At 63.6% G+C, this 19,685-nt stretch carries 13 protein-coding genes (1 of these 13 cut by a window edge); 8 read left to right on the top strand and 5 right to left on the bottom strand.

The features are described from left to right. Positions 1 to 7 precede the first annotated feature (7 nt). Entirely contained in the window at positions 8 to 1,138 is a 1,131-nt protein-coding gene (locus P0M12_RS02490) for an acyl-CoA dehydrogenase family protein (protein ID WP_030536908.1), read from the top strand. Positions 1,139 to 1,196: 58 nt separating this feature from the next. Here the strand turns inward: P0M12_RS02490 and P0M12_RS02485 are convergent, their stop codons facing one another. After that, on the bottom strand, positions 1,197 to 2,543 hold the full coding sequence (locus P0M12_RS02485) for a DUF5691 domain-containing protein (RefSeq protein WP_277377421.1): 1,347 nt from the start codon (positions 2,541 to 2,543) through the stop codon (positions 1,197 to 1,199). A 104-nt stretch (positions 2,544 to 2,647) separates the two neighbouring features. Here P0M12_RS02485 and P0M12_RS02480 point away from each other — a divergent pair, with 104 nt between their 5' ends. Next, positions 2,648 to 3,877: a hypothetical protein gene (locus P0M12_RS02480; RefSeq protein WP_050656661.1), complete on the top strand. Its 1,230-nt coding sequence runs from the start codon at positions 2,648 to 2,650 to the stop codon at positions 3,875 to 3,877. A gap of 136 nt (positions 3,878 to 4,013) precedes the next feature. Further along, positions 4,014 to 4,784 (top strand): hypothetical protein, encoded by a 771-nt coding sequence (locus P0M12_RS02475; RefSeq protein WP_003945109.1) that lies wholly within the window; start codon positions 4,014 to 4,016, stop codon positions 4,782 to 4,784. Between the two features lie 2 nt (positions 4,785 to 4,786). Here the strand turns inward: P0M12_RS02475 and P0M12_RS02470 are convergent, their stop codons facing one another. Next, positions 4,787 to 5,734 (bottom strand): aldo/keto reductase, encoded by a 948-nt coding sequence (locus tag P0M12_RS02470; protein ID WP_007732210.1) that lies wholly within the window; start codon positions 5,732 to 5,734, stop codon positions 4,787 to 4,789. Between the two features lie 183 nt (positions 5,735 to 5,917). On the opposite strand from P0M12_RS02470, the gene P0M12_RS02465 reads away from it, so the two are divergent. From P0M12_RS02465 to P0M12_RS02455, 3 genes are read left to right on the top strand one after another with little or no spacing between them, the layout of a single operon-like run. Beyond that, a complete protein-coding gene (locus tag P0M12_RS02465) occupies positions 5,918 to 6,343 on the top strand; it encodes a hypothetical protein (protein WP_058037443.1) in 426 nt (141 codons plus the stop codon). Continuing rightward, complete coding sequence (locus P0M12_RS02460) at positions 6,343 to 10,446, top strand: cation-translocating P-type ATPase (RefSeq protein ID WP_277377420.1); 4,104 nt, start codon at positions 6,343 to 6,345, stop codon at positions 10,444 to 10,446. The genes P0M12_RS02465 and P0M12_RS02460 overlap by 1 nt, the downstream gene beginning before the upstream one ends. Before the next feature lie 11 nt (positions 10,447 to 10,457). Beyond that, positions 10,458 to 10,739: a hypothetical protein gene (locus P0M12_RS02455; protein ID WP_030536904.1), complete on the top strand. Its 282-nt coding sequence runs from the start codon at positions 10,458 to 10,460 to the stop codon at positions 10,737 to 10,739. 69 nt (positions 10,740 to 10,808) lie between these two features. Here P0M12_RS02455 and P0M12_RS02450 read toward each other — a convergent pair whose 3' ends face one another. Both P0M12_RS02450 and P0M12_RS02445 read right to left on the bottom strand, forming a co-directional pair. Further along, positions 10,809 to 16,292: a carboxyl transferase domain-containing protein gene (locus tag P0M12_RS02450; protein ID WP_277377906.1), complete on the bottom strand. Its 5,484-nt coding sequence runs from the start codon at positions 16,290 to 16,292 to the stop codon at positions 10,809 to 10,811. A 542-nt stretch (positions 16,293 to 16,834) separates the two neighbouring features. Then, positions 16,835 to 17,608, bottom strand: coding sequence for a hypothetical protein (locus P0M12_RS02445; protein WP_225320093.1), 774 nt, complete (start codon positions 17,606 to 17,608; stop codon positions 16,835 to 16,837). 215 nt (positions 17,609 to 17,823) lie between these two features. Between P0M12_RS02445 and P0M12_RS02440 the strand changes: the two genes are divergently transcribed. Then, a complete protein-coding gene (locus tag P0M12_RS02440) occupies positions 17,824 to 18,555 on the top strand; it encodes a GNAT family N-acetyltransferase (RefSeq protein WP_007732221.1) in 732 nt (243 codons plus the stop codon). Between the two features lie 53 nt (positions 18,556 to 18,608). After that, entirely contained in the window at positions 18,609 to 19,583 is a 975-nt protein-coding gene (locus P0M12_RS02435) for a sigma-70 family RNA polymerase sigma factor (RefSeq protein ID WP_003945115.1), read from the top strand. Positions 19,584 to 19,674: 91 nt separating this feature from the next. Here the strand turns inward: P0M12_RS02435 and P0M12_RS02430 are convergent, their stop codons facing one another. Continuing rightward, positions 19,675 to 19,685: the final stretch of a VOC family protein gene (locus tag P0M12_RS02430; RefSeq protein WP_042923411.1), read on the bottom strand. 400 nt of this gene lie beyond the right edge of the window; only the last 11 of its 411 coding nucleotides appear in the window; its start codon lies off the right edge, out of view; the stop codon is at positions 19,675 to 19,677.

Here is a 19,685-nt window from a genome sequence, read left to right as displayed (position 1 = left end):
GCGTGGCATGGACTTCGAACTCAACGACGAACAAAAACTTCTCCGCGACACCACCAAGGATCTCCTCGCGCGTAGCTACGACGCCGAGAAGCGCAACGCGATCATCGACTCCGATCCCGGGTGGAGCCCGCAGGTCTGGAAGCAGTTGGCCGAGGTCGGCTTGCTCGGCCTGACATTCTCCGAGGACGACGGCGGCATGGACGCCGGCCCAGTGGAAATCGGCGCGGTCATGACCGAGATCGGTCGACGCTTGGCACCCGAGCCGCTACTCGACGCGGTCGTGACGCCGGGCGGCCTAATCTCCGAAGGTGGCAGTGCAGAGCAGCGTTCGTCGATTCTTCCCGGAGTGGCCGAGGGCACCACGTTCCTCGCGTTCGCCGACCAGGAACCCGGAATCCGTTGGCCGGCAACCGAACGGGCCACCGCGGCGGCCCAGGTCGACGGCGGCTGGACCATCACCGGTATCAAGAATCCCGTCGGCCACGGCGCGACGGCGGACATCTTGGTCGTGAGCGCTGCGCTCCCCGGCGGTGGCGTCGGACTGTTCCTCGTCAAGAGCGATGCCTCCGGTTTGGTACGCAAGTCCTACGCCACTCACGACGGGTTGCGCGGGGCGCAGATCGAGTTCACCGATACGCCGGCCGAAGCACTCGGTGAGGGCGGTGACGCTACTGCTCTGATCCAGGCCGCGCAGATCCGTGAGCAGGCCGCGCTGTGCGCCGAGGCTGTCGGAGCGATGGAAGAGGCGCTACGCCTGACCACCGAATACCTCAAGACGCGTAAGCAATTCGGGGTTCCCCTCGCAAAGTTCCAGACACTGACACACCGCGCCGCCGACCTGTACGTCTCGCTCGAGTTGGCACGCAGCATGAGTCTGTACGCAACGATGTCCCTTGCCGACGGCGTCGTCGATCCAGTGATCGCTTCGCGGGTGAAGTTGCAGATCGGGCGTTCGGCTCGGCTCATCGGCCAGGAGGCGATCCAGATGCATGGTGGTATCGGTATGACCGCAGAGTACCCGGTGGGGCACTACGTGAGCCGACTCGTCGCCATCGAGCACACCCTCGGCAGCACCGAAGATCACCTTCGGGTGTTGGCCGCCGGTGTGGCTGATCACGAGATGGTCAGCGTGGTCTGATCTTTCACGAACGACGAAGGGGCCGCATTCCGTTCCAAGGATGCGGCCCCTTCGTCGTTCAGCGGTGATTGCGCAGGACGTCCAAGCGGAGTCGGCGCTGCTCGATGTTGACGGCGCTGTCGGTGAACGCTTGTTGCCACCCGGGGTCACTCGTTCGGGCCGCCGCGTCCTGCAGAAGCGGTACGGCGTCGAAAGGGAAGCGCGCCTGCACGCTTCGCAGGGTGGAAAAGTGACTGTGACGCGAGTGGATGCCCAAGTCCTCACCCGTCGCAGCATGCTCCATCGCTTCGTTCTCCAAGGCATTCAACAACTTTTCGGCGACGGCCAGGGGCCATGGGCGGTCGATGCCGTCGAGCAGTGCGCTGCCGTCGACGCCCAGAAGGTACTCGTCCGCGTGGCCGGCAACGATGTACTCGACGCGCTCGCGTGGGTCCGCGATGGCGACGATTCTCCGGTCGGTCGTGCGCCCGTCCCGCTCCAGAAATGCCGACGCCCACGCGGTGTTCTTCTGGAGAACGGTTGCGGCAATCCATGATTCGATCATCACCGCGCGCCATTGCTTCTCGATGGGGATGGTGAGGGCCTCGCGTGGCGAACCGGCCATAGATTCCCACAGCGTCAGCGGAGTGGCGGTCACGACTTGCCGTAACCACCAGCGCCGGATGCCCTTGTTCTTGTAGTGGACGTCTTCGATGCCGTCACGAAATGCGAGGTCGTCGAGCGAGCCGGGCAATCGGACGGCAAGGCGCGGCCGCAAGGGCTTCGTCTCGAGCCGCACCCAGGACCGAGCCCGAGTGACCATTCGAGAGGCAAACGGAGATCGGGGGAGTTGCCGTAGTAGTTGAATTGCACGCTCACGGACCCGCACGGCTGGATCGTCGAGTGCACGCTCGAGGAGCGCGTAGTCGTGTTCACCCAGCCCGACGTCGAGATGGTCGAGGAAGTGCAGCCGGCTTGCCGTGGCCTCGTCGTCCCAAGCGATCTCGAGCTCTTCGCTCGCCAGTTCCGGGTCGACCGTACGTATGTAATCGAACCAGGCCGTACGGTCGTCCGGATCGGGCGAAAGCCACAGCTCGTCCCGGCGTGATCCGATTCGTCGTAGCTGGGCCCAATCCGGGTTCTGCTCCGCCAGGTACTGCCCGCGTCGACCGGCGAGGCGAAGTAGCGCCTCGCGGTGCTCGGGATACTTCAGCGCGGCTTCCATGAAGAGCGGGACACTGGCCGCGGGCGCGAGGAATCCGCGTTGGTCGGCCATCGCGAACCATTCCGCGAGAGTCCAGGAACGTACTTGCAACAAGGACTGAAGTTGTTCGATCGCGAGGTCGGGAAGCAGCGGTTGAACTGCTGGATCAGTCTTCGATGCGCGCGAGTGACCTGCGTGCGCGTCTGATCGCAGGGAGGTCACCCGCCTACGGTATGGCAGGGGTGCGTCGAGCTGGGTCGCAGGGGTCGGGCGCGTGTCGGCAGATTCTGGAACAGTGGTAACCGGCACCCAGCAGGAGGCGTGAGATGACGGATGGCCGTGAGATGAGAGACGGAACTGACGACGTCTTTGTCGTGGCATCGGTGACCGAACGGCGAACGCTCATCTCCACCCGAGTGAGGGAGTGGTGTGCGGCGGGAACCGTCGAGTCGAACCGGCCGGAGTTGTCCGATGATGTCGCGCTGCTGATTGCCGGGGGGTATGGGGACGAGTCGACGCGATCGATCCTGGCGAACCGGCGCAGTGTCGGACGTTCGTTCCCGGAGATCGGCGGCTTCTCGGAGTTGCGGTATCTCACCGACGAGCTGGCCCGCACCAGACGTCGACTGCTCGCGACTCGCATCGGCCCTGTTCAGGTTGTCCTCGAACGACGGGTGCAGGCGCTCGAGAAGCGCGTTCAGTCGATGCGATCGGCGATCGTGCATTCCAATCGTCACTTCGCGAGCAGTGTCCGTGCCATCCGCAAGGACCGGCGCGACGGCCTGCATCTCGACGTCGAGCAACGCGAGGCTCTCTTTGCCGGGCTCACCCGTACGCCGGTTCCAGCCAAGCTGCCGGTGGGGCTCGGTGTCGTGGCCAGCAGTGGAAACGCAGCACTCGACAAACTCGCCGCCCAGTTCGGGAAGGTCCAGGGAACCGGTGTCATCGCCGATGCCGGAAGGCGCATCGCGGAAGTCCTCGACGGACTGGTCGATTCAGAACCCGAGGGACGCGCCGGTGAGTACGACGCCTTGCTTTACCTCGCCGGGAATCTGTTCGACCGGATCGAAAGCTCCAGCGCGTGGCATTCCGACCACTTCGTCATTCAACGTAACCAACTCGACCTGGCCGACGAGATCACCCAGATCGCGGTCGACACCGTCGCGCTGCGTTCGATTCTTGCGGAGTTGGACGACGCGGCTGCACTGGCACGCGACGAGGGAACCCGAGCCGGAATCGCTTCGCGCAGGGAAGCGCTCGGCGCGGTCTGGGACCAGCTGGTCGAGCGCGTGGCGGCCCTCGCGCGGATCGGTGACCTGGTCGCACGGGCCGAGGATCAGTTGAGTTCGCAGCGCGCGGTTGCGCATGCAGCGAGCCTCGACAGCCGGATCGACGACCTACTTGCGCGCTCCGGCTCACGTGAACTTTCGGCTGCAAACACGCACTACGTCGGGGATCAATTCGACGGTGTGGAAGAGCTGATGTTCGCTCACCGGGCGGCGCTTTACGGGGACATTGCACTGCTGACCTCTGGGAACGAGCGTCGGGCGCCGTAGTCAGGCCGTCGCCGGAGCTGTAAGGTCGGGGGTACTGACCGGCCACACGATCGAAGTAAAGGCCGGGATTTCGCTCAATGCTCGACCCCGATGCCGATCCGGTGATGCGGGCGTACCCGCTCGAGACAGGTCGATCATGGAAGACACCGCAAGCCGCGGCATCAATGCGTTCATTTCCGAAGCTACGCAGCGTGGGGGCAAGGCTGTCCGTCTCACGCACTCACGTCGTAATCCCGTCGAGGTGACGGGCGCTGACGGTGTCAGCCGAATCGTCCGCGTGCGGTCCAAGCTCGACGGTGACTGGCAGGCCAGGCGTCAGGACGAGTCGCTCGAGAGTGACGACACCCGCTCCGAGTTCTGGGTGTTCGTCGACCTGGCAGCAGATCCGCACGAGTTCTACATGTTGCCCTCCAACGAGGTCGCCGACGACATCCGCGCCGAGGTCGACCTGTGGATCATGGACAGCCCCGGACGCAATCGCACCGGCCATCACGCGATTCCGCGTGGGCGCGTCGTGCACGGTCACGATCGTTGGGATGCGCTGGGCTTAGCCGCGGTCAAGGATCCGAGCATTTACGTCGAGACCCCGGTTGCGACCAAGCGTAAGACGTCGCCGGTCGCCGCGAAGAAGCGTCGCGCCAGCGGTGTCGAGGAGATCGAAGTCGTCGACAATCGCCTTGAGATGACAGCCGATTGCCACGGATATCGCTGGGTCGGGCGCTTCGACGAAACCACCGAGGTCGTCGAGATCATGCGTGGACCGATGGAAGGCCGCCGATTCCCAGATCCGACCGCGGCCGCAAATGCTGTCACCGGTCACATCTCAGGCGACACCGAGAGCCATGACGGTTGGTCGTTCTGGACGATCAACAACACGGCCCTCGGCGCTCATCTCAAAACTGCCTGATCTCAGGCTCCGACTGCCGCCGACACCCGTTCGAGAGTGTCCAGTTCGTTCGACGAGAGAACCAGATTCGGGGCGTCCAGTAGCGCCGGGAGCTGCTCGGGCCGGCTGACGCTCGCGATCGGTGCGGTGATGCCCGGTCGAGTCAGCAGCCAGGCCAGCGCGACGGTCGAGATCTCGCTGTCGTGTGCCTGCGCGATTGTCGCCAGTTCCGCGACGACGTCGAGTCCGGCGTCGCTGAAGTATCCGGCGGTCAGTCGTTCGCGGGAGCTGCCTTCGATATCCGCGCGGGTCTTGTATTTTCCGGTCAGGAAGCCGGAAGCGAGAGCGAAGTACGGGAAGACGCTGATGTTGTTGTCGGTGGCGATCTGGGCAAGTTCGGGTTCGTACGACTTGCGGTGAACCAGGTTGTAGTGCGGTTGCAGGGCGATCGGCGCGGCGTAACCGTTCTCTTCGGTGATCCGCAGCCACTCCCGGACGCGATCGGGGCTGTAGTTGGAGATTCCGAGATAGCGAACCTTGCCCGCGACGACCAACGCATTGAAGGCTTCGAGAGTTTCCTCGAGCGGAGTCTGCGGGTCGTCGAAATGCGCGTAGTACAGATCGATGCAGTCCGTCTGCAGGCGCTGCAGCGACGCCTCAGCTGCGGCCGCGATGTTGTCGGCCTTCAGGCCCTTGAAATCGGGATGGCTACCCACCTTGGTGGCGACGACGATGTCGTTCTGCAGTCCCCGATCGGTGATCCATTTCCCGATGATCGTTTCGGATTCCCCACCGGAATTGCCGGGAGCCGACGCCGTGTACGAGTCGGAGGTGTCGATGAAATTTGCACCGGCTTCGGCGAACGAGTCGAGGATCTCGAAGGACGTCTTCTCGTCCGCGGTCCATCCGAAAGGGTTGCCGCCCAAGCTGAGTCGGAAGATGTCGAGATCCGAATTTCCGATGATCGCCACTGTGTGGAACTCCCGTCGATGAAGGTGGTCGCTGCATCCCGCACCGTACCCTCTCACGGCGCTGGCGATGGCGCGCCCTCGCCAGGTTCGCCGAAAAATGTATCGGATCGTGATTGCCGCCGTCGGTGTTGGGTATGGCCTCAAATACTGAATTCTTCGATGGACTGCTGATAGGAGCGTCCGATGATGATTGTGGACGAAGCCACCCGCGTCGTTCGTGGTGTGGCAGACGCAACGACGACGGTGGCCGGAGCCGTCGGCGGTGGAGTGCTCGGTGGAGTGACGGGCGGGATACGTGGATCGGCGGAGGGTGTCCGAGACGGAATTCGTGCGGGTAGTTCCTCGACGCCGACGGCGGTTCTCACGATGGCGGCCGTGGGTGCGGCGGGATTGGTGGAATGGCCGGTGCTCTTGGCAGTCGGCGGCACGGCCCTGGTACTCCACGAATGGGATCGCAAGAGCGGTCGGCCGGATCGCCAGGTCAAGGCGGTTGGCCGCACGAGCAAGCCGGAACAGGTAAAGAAGGAATCGAGCGGAAACTCCCACAAGGCGGCCGGCCGGTCACAGGATCGAACTCACAGTTCTTCGCACACTCGATCCACTCACTGATGTTCTCAGCGATGGCCCGGCGTGCGGTGTCGGTGGCAACTTTGCCGCCGCGCCTGGCGTTGTCGGGACTCGCGTTGGTGGGCGGTTCGACGATTCCGCGAACCGCTGTCAGTGACGTGGCGTTGCGGACCGGCACCCTCGCGTTGGCGGGTGTGGGGATGATTCCTGCAGCAGCGGGATCGATATTCGGTGCCCCGCGAATCCCAGGTTCCGCCTATGTCTCGGCGGCCGCGTCGGCGATCAATTATCAACCCCGGGTGCGTCGGCGAATCGAACAGCGCCTTGGCCGTTCGCTCACCGACTTCGCATTGGAGTCGGCGACGTCGTTCGCGGATGTTCTGACCTATGCGCCTGCGTCATTGGGCGTGGATTTCGGGCTACGGACGATGCTGCTGCGCGAAACTCTGGCGGCGCGACACTCTCGGCGGGTGTGGTCATTAGAACCTGGCGGTCGCGGTGCTTCCACGAGGCCTGACCCGAGTGGTCCGGGGGAGCGTTATGCCGACAGGATCGCTGGGGTTCAGCTGGCGGCCGGGGCTGCACTGGCTACCGTGTCCGCCGGCGGTGACACCGTCGCGACGAGTATCAAGGTTTCGGCGCCGCGGCCGCTTCGGATGTCGCGCGAATCATTCGCTGCTGGTGTGTCATACGGTCTGTGTCGGACGCACCACACCGCCGTTTCGGACTCTGCGGCTCTACGCATGCTCGATCGTATTGACACCGTCCTCGTCGATCCGAGCGTCCTCTTCGACGACTCGCTCCGGGTTTCCGACATACGAGAGGTGGCCGAGTCGGATCGCGTCGCAGTGTGGGAACAAGCCAGGAAAGCTCTGAACGACGGAACTGTCGGAGTGGGAAGGCACCGCATCGGCGGCGCCGAAGTGGTCGTGCGACCCGTGCGAAAAGGTCTGGCGGAAACACTGATAGGCGAAATACGTGCGGCCGGGGTCGCAGCCGTCACGATCGACGACGACGGGCTCGGATCACTGCGAAGTGGATTCGACGAGCTCTATCCGGCGCAATCGACTGCCGAAGCCGGCCTGCGCGAGGCGCTCTCGGCGTTGGTGGCCGAGGGTCGGACAGTTGCGATCGTGTCGAGTAGGGCGATAGCGGGGCAGGCAGTGCTACGCATCGGGATTTCACCACCGAGCGGCGAGCACATGAGTGCCGACATCCACACCGACTTGGCCGGGGCGTGGCGGGTTGTCCATGCGCTCCCGGCTGCTCGAACAGCGACGAGGCGCGGTGTCGAACTCTCCTCAGGTTCTTCGGCATTGGGTGCCTTGATCATGCTTCCGGGAGTTCGAGGGGCAGGGCCGGGGCCGGTCACGGCTGGTTCGGCCGCGGGACTGTGGACCGGATACACCCTGTCCCGATCTGTGATTCAAGCGCCCGTCCCTGTCGGTACTCCGAGCGATACCTGGCATGAGATGGACGGTGATGCTGTCGTTCGCGAACTATCCGAATCCATCCGACATACACCGCACCGTGCGGAAGCTCGTGTGCGAGCGCCCGCACGGTTCAGGTTGATCCGTGACGGATTGTCGGCGTTGCGAACAGAATTGGCGGATCCACTGACGCCTGTGTTGGCGACCGGCTCCGCTGCCAGTGCAGTCCTCGGTTCACCGGTAGACGCCGTCCTGGTCGGCTCGGTCTTGGTCGGCAATGCCGCGATGTCCGCTGTTCAACGGCTTCATTCGGAGCGGGCGGTGCAGCGGCTCTTGCGGACTCAGGAACCGGTAGCTCGGCGAGTAACCAACGACGGCACGGTCGAGACAGCGGCCGACGCGCTCGAACTCGGTGACGTCGTGGCAATCGAGTCCGGGGACATCGTGCCCGCAGATTGTCGCCTGTTGAGCGTCGAATCACTGGAAGTCGACGAGTCGTCGTTGACGGGAGAGTCCCTGCCCGTCGACAAGCAGACCGACCCGACCCCTGGGATGCCACTGGCCGAGCGACGGTGCATGGCCTACGCAGGGACAACAGTGCTTGCCGGATCCGGTCGTGGCGTGGTCACGGCCATCGGAGCCCGAACGGTGACCAGGCGTGCCGATGTCGGTGTGTCCCGATCCGGACCTGCTGTGGGCCTGACCAACAGACTTCGCGAACTCACGAGGGCGACCCTGCCGGCCAGTATCGGCGGTGGGGCGTTGGTGACAGTCGCGGGTCTGCTTCGTGGTACCGGTCTGCGCCGCGCCGTCACCGGAGGTGTGGCCGTGGCTGTGGCTGCCGTGCCGGAGGGGCTGCCTCTGGTTGCCACTCTGGCTCAGCAGGCCGCAGCGCGAAGGCTCACTGCAGCAGGAGTGTTGGTTCGTGCGCCACGATCGATAGAAGCGCTCGGTCGTGTCGACGTGGTCTGCTTCGACAAGACCGGAACCCTCAGCGAGAACAAGCTACGGGTGGCCGCGGTCGAACGCGTCGACGGCTGGGACGAAAGCGAGATTCTGGAAGTTGCGGCGCGCAGTGCCTTGGGAAGTCGCGACGATCGCGTGTTTCATTCGACGGATGCTGCCGTCGTCGATGCAGCCCAGCAAGCTCTGGACGATGCTTCGGTTTTCGGTGACGTCGAGGCGAACAACCTCGTTCCGTTCAGGTCGGGGCGGCCGTACTCGGCAGCTTTGCTCGGCAGGCGGATCGCACTCAAAGGTTCGCCGGAATTCGTGACCGAAGCAGGACGAGATCCGAATGCTGTGTCGGCGAAGCACGTTCAAAGCATGGCCGGACGCGGACTGCGGGTGGTTGCCGTCGCCCAGCGCGAGTTGTCGGAACACGACGCGCGACGCGCAGGCGAAGACTCGCAATTTCTCGAACAGTGTTGCTCCGAGGGGTTGGAAGCGGTCGGCCTTCTCGGACTCTCGGACACGCTCAGACCCGAAGCAACGCAACTTGTTCGAGAACTTCGAGGCGACGGACGGCAAGTGCGCGTGCTGACCGGGGATCATCCGACAACAGCGGCCGCGGTCGCCACCGAACTGGGGTTGGACGTCGCACGCGAGGATGTTGTCACCGGTCCTGACTGGGAGAACTTCTCTCGCGCCGAAAGACGGGATGCGGTCCGCGGCAGCAGCGTCTTTGCGCGCGTGACACCCGAGCAGAAGGTCGAGATCGTGCAAGCGTTGGAGACCGACGGGCGGGTGTGCGCCATGGTCGGTGACGGCGCGAACGATGCTGCGGCGATCCGAGTTTCCAGCGTGGGAATCGGGGTGGCGTCGACCGACAGTGATCCGGCGCGCGGCGCCGCAGACATCGTGCTCCTCGACGGCCGTGTCGGCGGACTGACCGACGCATTGGACGAGGGCAGTCAATTGTGGCGGCGGGTCAGATCAGCGGTAGGGGTTTTGCTCGGAGGCAACGCGGGTGAAGTCGCATTCGCGCTGATCGGTTCTGCGTTGTCCGGCGAATCACCGCTCAACGCAAGGCAGTTGCTACTGGTCAATCTGATGACGGACGCCTTGCCCGCTGCCGCGCTTGCGGTGAGCACCCCGTCCGAGAACGGATCCGAGAAGTCCGAACAGATGGACGCTCATGCGTTGTGGCAGACGATCGCTGTCCGCGGCGGTGCCACGGCAATCGGTGCGCTGGCAGCGTGGCTTCTGGCCCGGGCGAGCGGTAGGAGGCGGCGAGCGTCGACGGTGGCGTTGGTTGCCCTGGTGGGCACCCAACTGGGGCAGACGCTGCTCGAATCACGCAGTCCACTGGTGGTCGCAACCGTTGCCGGATCCGCTGCGGCGCTGGCGACGCTCGTCAGCACACCCGTGGTGAGCCAATTTCTCGGTTGCACGCCGCTCGGTCCCATCGCCTGGGGCCAAGCGGTGGGCTGCGCGTCGGCGGCGACGCTGCTCGCGGCGCTGGCCCCGCGGGCGTTGGAGCGGATTGCCGCAACTGAGGAGAACGCGAACGGTCAGTCGACGATTCGCAAGATCCCGACGCGAACGAGCACTGCGTACACCTCCCGAACCGGGGGAGTCAGCGCCCGCGACAGCGTGGAAATCAGCGACGTGGAAATCAAAGAAGCGGAAACCGGTGAATCGGACACGCTTGTGAGCGTCGCTGCTGGAAGTGACTCGTCGCCGAACTCCCGGGCGACCCGAGATGAATCCTGAGGAATCGTGACATGTCCCAGAACACCGTCGACCACACGAACCCCGTCGATCACCGCGCGGTAGTCGAATCCGTCCGTTCGGCACGGAGCTTCGAGTTGGAGCTACCGATCGTCGGTGCCATCCCTGTTCCGAGACCCGAGCAGATCGCCTACTTTGCGGTGATGGGACTGATGGTCGCCTTCGAGATCATCGAGTGGCCCGTGGCAGTCACCATTGCAGCGGGGCATCTGCTCGCAACAGAGCAGCACAATCACGTCCTCGAAGAGATCGGAGAGGCGCTCGAGGGCGTCTGACGCAGGCGCTGCCTGGACACAAATCGAGCGGCCCCGCATTTCGCGGGACCGCTCGACGTGCGGAGAAACTTACTGCGCGAGTGCGCGCTTCATGCCGCGTTCGACTGCTGCGATGATCTGCGGACGCAGTTCTGCGGCAGGGACGATCTCATCCACCGAGCCGACCTCTCGGGCCCGCTGGATGTTGTGGATCGCTTCGAATTCGGATGCCACTTCGCCGAGCTTGTCGGAGCGGACGGCGATGCGCTGAGCGTTCAGTTCTACGCGCAGATGTGCTTTCTCCGTGTCATCCTTGGCTGCTGCCAAGTCTGCCTCCAGCTGCTGCACCTTCGGGTCGTTGTTGGTGCGGGTGTTCACCTCACGGGTGAAGACCACTGCGGCGGCGGGGGCGCCGCCGAGTACCGACGCGAACGAGCCTTCGACAGCAAGAACTTCCATGTTGTCGTTGAGCGCACCGGAGAACACGACGAACGCGCCGCCGTGGTAGCGGGAGACGACGCAGAACACGATCGGTCCGTCGAAGTTGACGATGGCGCGGCCGATCTCGGCGCCGTACTCGAGCTGGATGTTGCGCAGCGACTCCGGGGAACCGTCGAAGCCGGACAGGTTGGCCAGCACCACGATCGGACGGTTGCCGCTCGCAGCATTGATCGCGCGGGCAGTCTTCTTCGACGAGTTCGGGAACAGCGTTCCCGACGTCCAAGTGTCGGGACCGTCGGCGGGGAAGTGCCCCTTACGTGGGATCGCGCGGGATTCGATGCCCACCACTGTGACCGGATGTCCGGCGAGGTGCGCGTCCAGGACGACCGAGGTGTCGGCGCCGGCCATGTCGGCCCAACGCTCGAGAACAGAGTGGTCCTGGTCGACCACCGAACGCATCACGGTGCGAATGTCGAAGGGCTTCTTGCGATCCGGGTTCTTCGCCGAGGAGAAGATGTCGCCGACCGTCTCGAAGTCGCTCGACGGGTGGGTGTGCGGGAAACTACGCACGTCGCGATCGACGGGGTCCGTCGTCGCTGCGCGGCGCGGGAACCGTTCGCCGGGAGCGAGGTACGAGTGTGCGTAGTGACGGAACAGGATCTCGCACGCCGCAGTGAGGTCGGGGGCCCAGTACTGCGCCTGGCCGTTGGGGCCCATGACGCGGTCGTAACCACCGATACCGAAGTTGTCCTCGGCCGACACACCACCGGAGTAGTCGAGAGACTGCTTGCCGGTCAGCACCATCGCGCTGTCCGGGGTCATCACCAGAATGCCCTTGGTGTGCATCAACATGGTGGCTTCGGCGTTCCAGTAGGGCTGAGCGCCGACGTTGATTCCCGTGACGACGATATTGATTTCACCGCCGTTCTGGGTGAAGGTGATGATCCGGCGCAGGCCACGGGAGACCCAGTCCATGTTCTCGGTGCCGCTCTCCATCGAGATGGTGGCACCCGAGGACAGTGCAAACCACTCGACCGGGGCGTTCAACTTCTCGGCCAGGTCGATGGCAGCGACGACGCGTGAGCATTCGGCCTCGGCCACGGTACCGAGCGCCTTGGTGGGGTCACCGAAGAGCGCGACACGGGTCATTCCCTCGGGATAGCGCGGCGTCGGAGTGTTCACGAGGCCGACGACGATGCCGGCCTTGTTGAGCCCGTACGGACGCTCGACAGGTGAGAGGACGCCCGCTTCGTCGAAGTCGTGCTCGACGAAGGTGCCCTTGGTGCCGGTCAGGAGGGGAATCAGCTCGTACGGGTACACCGTGCCGCGTGCCCGCGAACTCTGGACCTTCTGGGCGTACGCGTCGAGGGGGAGCAGCGGTTCGGTGGGAGGCGTGGTCTTGTTGATGACCACACCGGCACCTGCGCGGTAGGAGAATCGCAGCGCAACTTCCTTGGGCGCGCCGCCCTTTCGGTCCTTCAGGCGGGTGATGAGTGTGATCTCTTCTAGCCCGGCGCCGACGGTCAGTCGGGCTGCGTTCTGAGCGATCACGGAGAAGCGTTCGCTGGGAACGTCGGCGACCGGCCACACGTACAGCACGACGCGGTTGGCTGCCAGTCGACGCTTGTCTCCGCGCTGGGACTGCGCACGGCGGATGCCGTCGAGGCACGCGGCAAGTGTGCGCTCGATGGCCGGAAGCGCAACCATCTGGCCTTCGTCGTCGAGCTGCGGTGTCACGTCACGGATTTCCGCGAGAGCGATCAGGCGCTCGTCCTTCGGGTTCTCCTTGGCGGAGAGGTGGAACAGGTAGGTGTTCTCCGGAGCCGGCAGACGCTTGCCGTTGAAGTTCTTCAGACGCCACATGTCCAGACGCTGACCCGTGAGCGGATGCATGTCGCGGATGATGTTGTCCTCGACCAGTTCACCGTCGATCGGGCGGAAGGTGACCCAGCGGACCGGCTCCCCATTCGGATTGCAGATGATCACAGTCGCGCGGCGGGACCGGGTGATCGTCTCGTTGCGCGAGAGTTCGGTGCGCAGCGTCTCGACGAGCGCGTCGCCGTCGGCGGGCTGATCAGGCCAGTCGAGGTAGATGTCGACTACCAGCCCGCGACCGGATGGAGCATCCTGCGCGATCGTGGCGACATCGTCGAGAGCCGTACCGAGAGCGTCGAATTCGGCCACCGTCGAGACCAGATGTAGCCCGTCGCCCTTGAGGTCGAAGTTACCGGTTACGAAACGGCGGTCGACGTGCTCGAAAACGCGGACGTCTTCGAACGAGTGAATCTTGTAGTAGCGACGCGTGATGACCTCGAGCAGAGGGCCGCCATCGCGGTTGCCGAGGCCGATCTTTCGACCCAACAGGTCGAGGAGCGGTTCGGGAGTGGCGACGAGATTGGCGATTCGCTCGTCGAAATCTGCAGCGTCCGGCTGCTCTTCGAGGTAGGCGAGGTTGCCGCGTACTCCGTCGTAGACGTCTTCGCGAACTTTGCGGATGCGCGGCTCGTCGAAGAACCGGAAGCGAAGGTTGCGGGCGACGTCGCCGATGACGGGGTAGCGGACCTGCGTCGCGACGATGAGTCGATCGAGAACCTCGTTGAGCTCCTGCGCCGAGCAACCGGGAGCCTTGTCGCCGACGAGCCAGCCTTCGAGAAGTGCTGCAATGACCGGGATCTGGGCTTCCATGCGCTGCAGAGCCAGGAAGAGTCGGTACACCGCTTCCTCGACGGCCTGGCGATCTTCCAGATCGGTGACGTCGTAGTGGCGAAGTGCCCGTTCGAGTCTCGTGCGGAACGACGCCGGCAAACCTTCGCGCTCGGAGTCGAGTGAGTGCAGGAAGGTGTGGAAGTGCTCGCGGGGGCTGTGGACGGACTCGTCCTTCGCGGACTCGCCCGAGGTGGGCTTGTTGCGCGAGAGTTCGCAGATGTCGGCGAAGGTGGTCAGCACAGCCAGTTCTGCCTGGACCAGTTCGCGGTCCTCGGATTCGAGTGCGCTGCGAAGTGCGTCGTATTCGGCCAGAACAGCGTTTGCGTGCTTGCCGCTGACGTCGTAGCCACTGATCATCGCGGTCAGTGCTTCCAGCTGTGCCAATGCATCTGCGCGGGTATCGGACCCGGAAGTTGCTGCGGGAAGATCGAATTGGACTCGCGGAGCCTTCTCCGTGACAGCTTCCTCACTGACCTGGTCGACGCGCAGGAGCGGTGCGCCGGCATCGACCTGGGAGTTGACGGTAGCGAGAACCTCACGCACTTTGCCCGCATACGGAGCGCGAACCGCGGTCTCCATCTTCATGGATTCGAGCACGACCAGAGTGGATCCGGCTTCGACGTCGTCGCCGACCGCGACCGGTACTGCTACCACTACGGCGGGAGCCGGCGCGCGGACTACGCCGGCGTCGTCCTGGCTGATCTGGTGGCTGATGCCGTCGACCTCGACGAGATAGCGAGCCGGGCTCACGACGGAAACGACGTGGAAGCGGCGATCACCGATCACCAGCCGTGACTCGAAGTCACCGAGACGATCGACGTCGACCTCGATGTCTCCGGCGTCTCCGTCGACGCGGTAGCGGTGCGGGCCGATACGCCCGACGGTCAGTTTGTATGCCTGACCTTGGTAGTTGAGCTCGACGGTACGGCCGATCGCGTGATTGGCGCGTGGGCGGCCGCCACGTGCCGAGGCGAGGAAGGCCGCACGCTCGAGTGACTCCTCGGCGTCGTAAGCATCGATGGCGGTGGCGATCAGCGCGACGTCCGCGCGGCGAGTGGTGCCGGTGAGGGCGCCCGTGCGGTCGAGCCAGCCGGTATCCGCGGATGCCGAGATGACCTCGTTGCGATCGAGTAGATCGAGGAGGAACGACTTGGTGGTAGTGCCGCCGTCGAGTACGACAGTGGTTTCACGAAGGGCAGTGCGCAGACGCGCAAGTGCCTCGGAGCGGTTGCGGCCCCACGCGATGACCTTCGCGACCATCGAGTCGTAGTCGGGCGGAATGACGTCCCCGGCAGCGATGCCGGTGTCGACCCGGATGCCGGAGCCGAGCGGGAACTTGAGGAGCTGAACGGTGCCGGGTGCCGGCGCGAAATCGTTGTCGGCGTCTTCGGCGTTGAGGCGGGCTTCGACGGCGTGGCCGAATGCGGGCGGGCAGTCACCGACCAATTCGTCACCACTGGCGACCAGGATCTGCAGTTTGACGAGGTCGATTCCGGTGGTGACCTCGGTGATCGGGTGCTCGACCTGCAGGCGGGTGTTGACCTCGAGGAACGTGAAGAGCTTGTTCTCGGGCTGGTAGAGGTATTCGACCGTGCCTGCGCCCTGGTATCCGGCTGCCTTGACCAGTTCGGCGGACACCTTCTTGAGGTGGTCCGACTGTTCTTCGGTCAGGACGGGGGAGGCGGATTCTTCGATGACCTTCTGGTTGCGACGCTGAATCGAGCAGTCGCGAACGCCCGGAGCCCAGACATTGCCGTGGTTGTCGGCGATGACCTGTACCTCGACGTGGCGTGCATCGGTGACAAGGCGTTCGAGGAAGACGACGGGGTCGCCGAAGGACCGCTCTGCTTCGCCCTGCGTGCGCTCGAGTGCAACTTCGAGTTCGTCTTCGGCCCAGACCTTGCGGATACCGCGTCCGCCGCCGCCGCTTCGGGCCTTGATGATCAGGGGATATCCGATGGACTGAGCATGACGACGAGCGTCGGCGCGCGTTTCGACCGGTCCGCCGCTCCACGGGGCGACCGGTACGCCGACCTTCTCGGCCAGGATCTTGGCGGCAACCTTGTCGCCGAGCAGGCGCATCGCGTCGGCGCTCGGGCCGATGAATGTGATGCCCAGTTTCGCGACGATCTCCGCGAAGGCGGGATCCTCGGCCACGAAGCCCCAGCCGACCCAGACTGCGTCGGCCTTCGCTGCGAGGAGTGCTCGCTCGAGTTCGGCGTAGTCGAGGTACGGGCTACCGGTGCCGGTGCTGCGCAGGGTCACGCCCTCATCGGCCTGGCGGACGAACATGGCGCGGCGCTCGGCCTCGGTGTGCAGCGCAATGACGCGAATGCCGTAGTCGTGTTCGGCGTTCAGTTCGCGTACAGCCCTGATCAGCCGGACCGCGGCCTCACCTCGATTGACCACTGCGATTCGTTTGAACATTGTCACTGCCACCGTCCTTGATGAGATTCTTCGTCACGTACGTTGCGATATGAGCCGACCGTGTCCCACGTACCCGGATTCCCCGGTTCGTGAACTACGCCGCGATGCGCTGTGTTTCCCCCGGTTGCGCGTCGGCAAGTGATTGCCCTTCCGGTTCGTCGAGTCCCCTGCGCTGAAGCACTGTGTGCACCGAAGCGCTGTGTGCGCTGAGGCACTGTGTGCCTTGTGCGCCACCCTGCAGGCGTGGACTCAGAACCGCTCCAATCACGAATCAGCAACATATTGTGTCTGCTTCCAGGGAATCCCTGGTTTATCTAAGAATGCAGTATGTCGACGCTCATGTCACCTGGGCGAATTGAAGAATATTAGTCAACGTGAACCACGGTTACACATATGGCGTTAAATCATTGCGGTGCAATCGAATTCGGACTTGTGACACGGATCACGATGGTAATGAGATCGGCAAGAAAGTGAATACTCACTGGTAACAAAATCGCATATTCGGAGAATTCTCTGGGTTGCTCGATTATTACTGATCGGTACTACTGGCGAGTATTTTTTATGTCCGGTCGGACCGTATTCGAGAAATCGCCTTCGATGGTTGCGATGTGCTTTGCGATCGCGTCGAGTCCTGAGGGAGGGAGGTGCAATCCGTTGCCGAGAGCAAGTGAAGTCCGCTTGAAGTGCTCCACGAGTGGTTCGTATTTCGTGACCAGTCTCAGCCTGTCGGTCTCGCTCAGGTACTTCACGCTTCCCGCGTTGTCGACGAAGTCACTGAACTTCACGAGGAACACTGCGGGATCCGCTATCGCGCGGATGACGTGATCCTGATATCCGGCGGTGGTGTTGTCGCATGGGTAGTCGATTGGATTGGTCACTGCCTCAACAAGTTCGGAGATTCTGTGGCCGAAGCGCGAGGCGATGAGTGTTGACGCACGTTCCTGCGCTTCGGATGCGGACATGTCGTCTGCAGTCTGGCCACCGAGGAGCGCGATGACGGCGTGTGGTCGGTCTTCGACCGTGTCGTGAAGCGCGGTTGCGCTCAGGATCTCGACATCGGAGCACCCGTACCGAAGCAGCCGCAATACATTTCGTAGGGGATGAACGATGTAGGGATCCTCGTCGGACTTGATCCCGTTCTTTCTGAACTGATCGAGGTGCGCAAGGGTCGCGACCTCCATGGCGAGCCGTAGGGTTTCACCCGAGATCGCCAGCTCGTCGACGGCGCTCTCGATGGCGAAGACCAGCGTTGCAGCGTCCATCTCCTTCAGGGGCAACTGGTCGAATGCAGACCTGATCGGGTCGGAGTTGCTCATGCCAAATAGCCTTCCGGTTGGTGAGGCGTCGCGACGAATGTCCTGGTGCAGATCTGCAATCGAGCCCTGATTGACGCCGGAAATACAGGTCGAGGTCAGAATCATCTTGATTCTATCCGGCGACTACGACAGCAAGTGTTCCTAGCGTTGTCATAGAGGTGGGCGGGGAGGTTCGTCCGCCTCCATCACAGGCAAATAGGGCAGGAAGAGGTTCGATGACCACGGAGGCGACCCTGGCGTCGTTTGTCGAGACAGTTGACACGGATGTCGACACCCATCCGCTGGACGATCCTGTGCGACAAGGACTTCGCGGACATCATGCGCAATTCGCTCGCTGGGCAGGGAGAGTTGCGCGATACGACCCGACGGTCGCGCCGTTTGTCGGTCATCCGCCCGAGTTGGACGCCGAGGACTGGGAGAACCTACTCACACTCGTAGGTCCTGGCGGCACAGTAGGTTTGCGAGGATTTGATCACCGCCCGCCGGAAGGGTGGCGCATTGTGGATCAGTTCGGCTCGGTGCAGATGGACGGATCCGCACTCGAAGTCTCCGTTGATCCGTCGGTCGAACTTCTCGGAACGGGCGACGTTCCCGAAATTCTGGCATTGATCGAGCGCACCAAGCCAGGACCGTTTCTTCCTCGTACCGTCGAGATGGGCAGTTACTACGGCATTCGCGTCGACGGAAGACTTGTTGCCATGGCGGGGGAGCGGTTGCACCCTCCGGGATGGACGGAAATCAGTGCGGTGTGCACTGACAGCGACTTTCGGGGTCGAGGCCTGGGTACGACGCTGATCCGTGCCGTCGCTGCCGGGATTCGCGAGCGCGGCGAGCTGCCATTTCTCCATGCAGTGCAATCGAATACGAATGCGATCAGACTCTACGAATCGCTGGGGTTCGTTCTCCGGAAGAGATCCAGGTTGACTGCGGTGCAGGCGCCTGCCTGATCGAATTCTCGCCGACGCCTGTGTTTCGGGCGCTCGGCCACTAGTCTGAACAAATGACAGTCGATCAGGCGTTGGACAGTGATTTCCTCACTCTTGCCGATCCGTACCGCCGCGAGTTGCTGGCGCACTGCTATCGCATGATGGGGTCGATTCACGACGCCGAAGACCAGGTCCAGGAGACGTTCATCCGGGCTTGGCGCGGGTTCGACGGTTACAAGGGCCAGTCATCTCTCAGGACCTGGCTCTACCGCATCGCGACGAATACCTGCCTGACCGCGCTGGAGGGGAGATCGAGGCGTCCCCTCCCGACCGGCCTCGGCGCACCTAGTTCGGACCCGGCCGACGATTTGATCGAGCGCAACGAGATTGCCTGGTTGGAACCGATCGCCGATTCTGCGTTGGGCGACGTCAATGATCCGGCCGTCATGGTCGTCAATCGCGATTCGGTCAGGCTCGCCCTTGTTGCCGCTTTGCAGCACTTGTCCGCGCGCCAACGTGCGGTTCTGGTTCTACGTGACGTTCTCCAGTGGAAGGCGTCGGAAGTTGCGGAGGCGCTGGACACCACAACCACTGCGGTAAACAGCCTGCTGCAGCGGGCTCGCGCGCAGATCAATCACATCGGACCCACCGAGGACGATCTCGTGGAACCGACTACCGAGGCTGCCCGGAAGTTGCTTCGCGACTACGTGCACAGCTTCGAGAGCTACGACGTCGAGGCCATCGTCGAACTGTTCACGCGCGAAGCCATCTGGGAGATGCCTCCGTTCGAGGGTTGGTACCAGGGCCCCGAGGCAATCGGGCAACTCATCGGAACCAAATGCCCGGCCGACGGACCAGGAGCGATGCGCCTACTTCCGACCGCTGCGAACGGACAGCCGGCGTTCGGCCTCTACATGCGCGAGCCCGATGGTGTTCACCGCGCTTTCCAGTTGCACGTTCTCGATGTCACCGAGTCCGGGATCTCGCACGTGACGTGTTTCTTCGATCTGAGTCTGTTCGCACGGTTCGGATTGCCTGCCGAGCTGTAGGGGCCCTGCCGAGTTGTAGGGGCAAGGAGTTGCGCGAGCCCTCCGGTATGGAGGGACCCGCGCGACTGCTCGTTACTGCTGTTGCTGTGCGTTACTGCTGGG

Source organism: Rhodococcus sp. RCBS9, from assembly GCF_029457415.1.
GTDB classification, from domain to species: Bacteria; Actinomycetota; Actinomycetes; order Mycobacteriales; family Mycobacteriaceae; genus Rhodococcus_F; species Rhodococcus_F qingshengii.
The sequence above is the reverse complement of the archived record's forward strand: the minus strand, read 5'-3'. Positions and strand labels throughout refer to the sequence as shown.

Coding starts and splice junctions, on each gene's coding strand:
- P0M12_RS02490 (WP_030536908.1), top strand. CDS start 8: ATGGACTTCGAACTCAACGACGAACAAAAACTTCTCCGCGACACCACC.
- P0M12_RS02480 (WP_050656661.1), top strand. CDS start 2,648: ATGACGGATGGCCGTGAGATGAGAGACGGAACTGACGACGTCTTTGTC.
- P0M12_RS02475 (WP_003945109.1), top strand. CDS start 4,014: ATGGAAGACACCGCAAGCCGCGGCATCAATGCGTTCATTTCCGAAGCT.
- P0M12_RS02465 (WP_058037443.1), top strand. CDS start 5,918: ATGATGATTGTGGACGAAGCCACCCGCGTCGTTCGTGGTGTGGCAGAC.
- P0M12_RS02460 (WP_277377420.1), top strand. CDS start 6,343: ATGTTCTCAGCGATGGCCCGGCGTGCGGTGTCGGTGGCAACTTTGCCG.
- P0M12_RS02455 (WP_030536904.1), top strand. CDS start 10,458: ATGTCCCAGAACACCGTCGACCACACGAACCCCGTCGATCACCGCGCG.
- P0M12_RS02450 (WP_277377906.1), bottom strand. CDS start 16,292: ATGTTCAAACGAATCGCAGTGGTCAATCGAGGTGAGGCCGCGGTCCGG.
- P0M12_RS02445 (WP_225320093.1), bottom strand. CDS start 17,608: ATGAGCAACTCCGACCCGATCAGGTCTGCATTCGACCAGTTGCCCCTG.
- P0M12_RS02440 (WP_007732221.1), top strand. CDS start 17,824: ATGACCACGGAGGCGACCCTGGCGTCGTTTGTCGAGACAGTTGACACG.
- P0M12_RS02435 (WP_003945115.1), top strand. CDS start 18,609: ATGACAGTCGATCAGGCGTTGGACAGTGATTTCCTCACTCTTGCCGAT.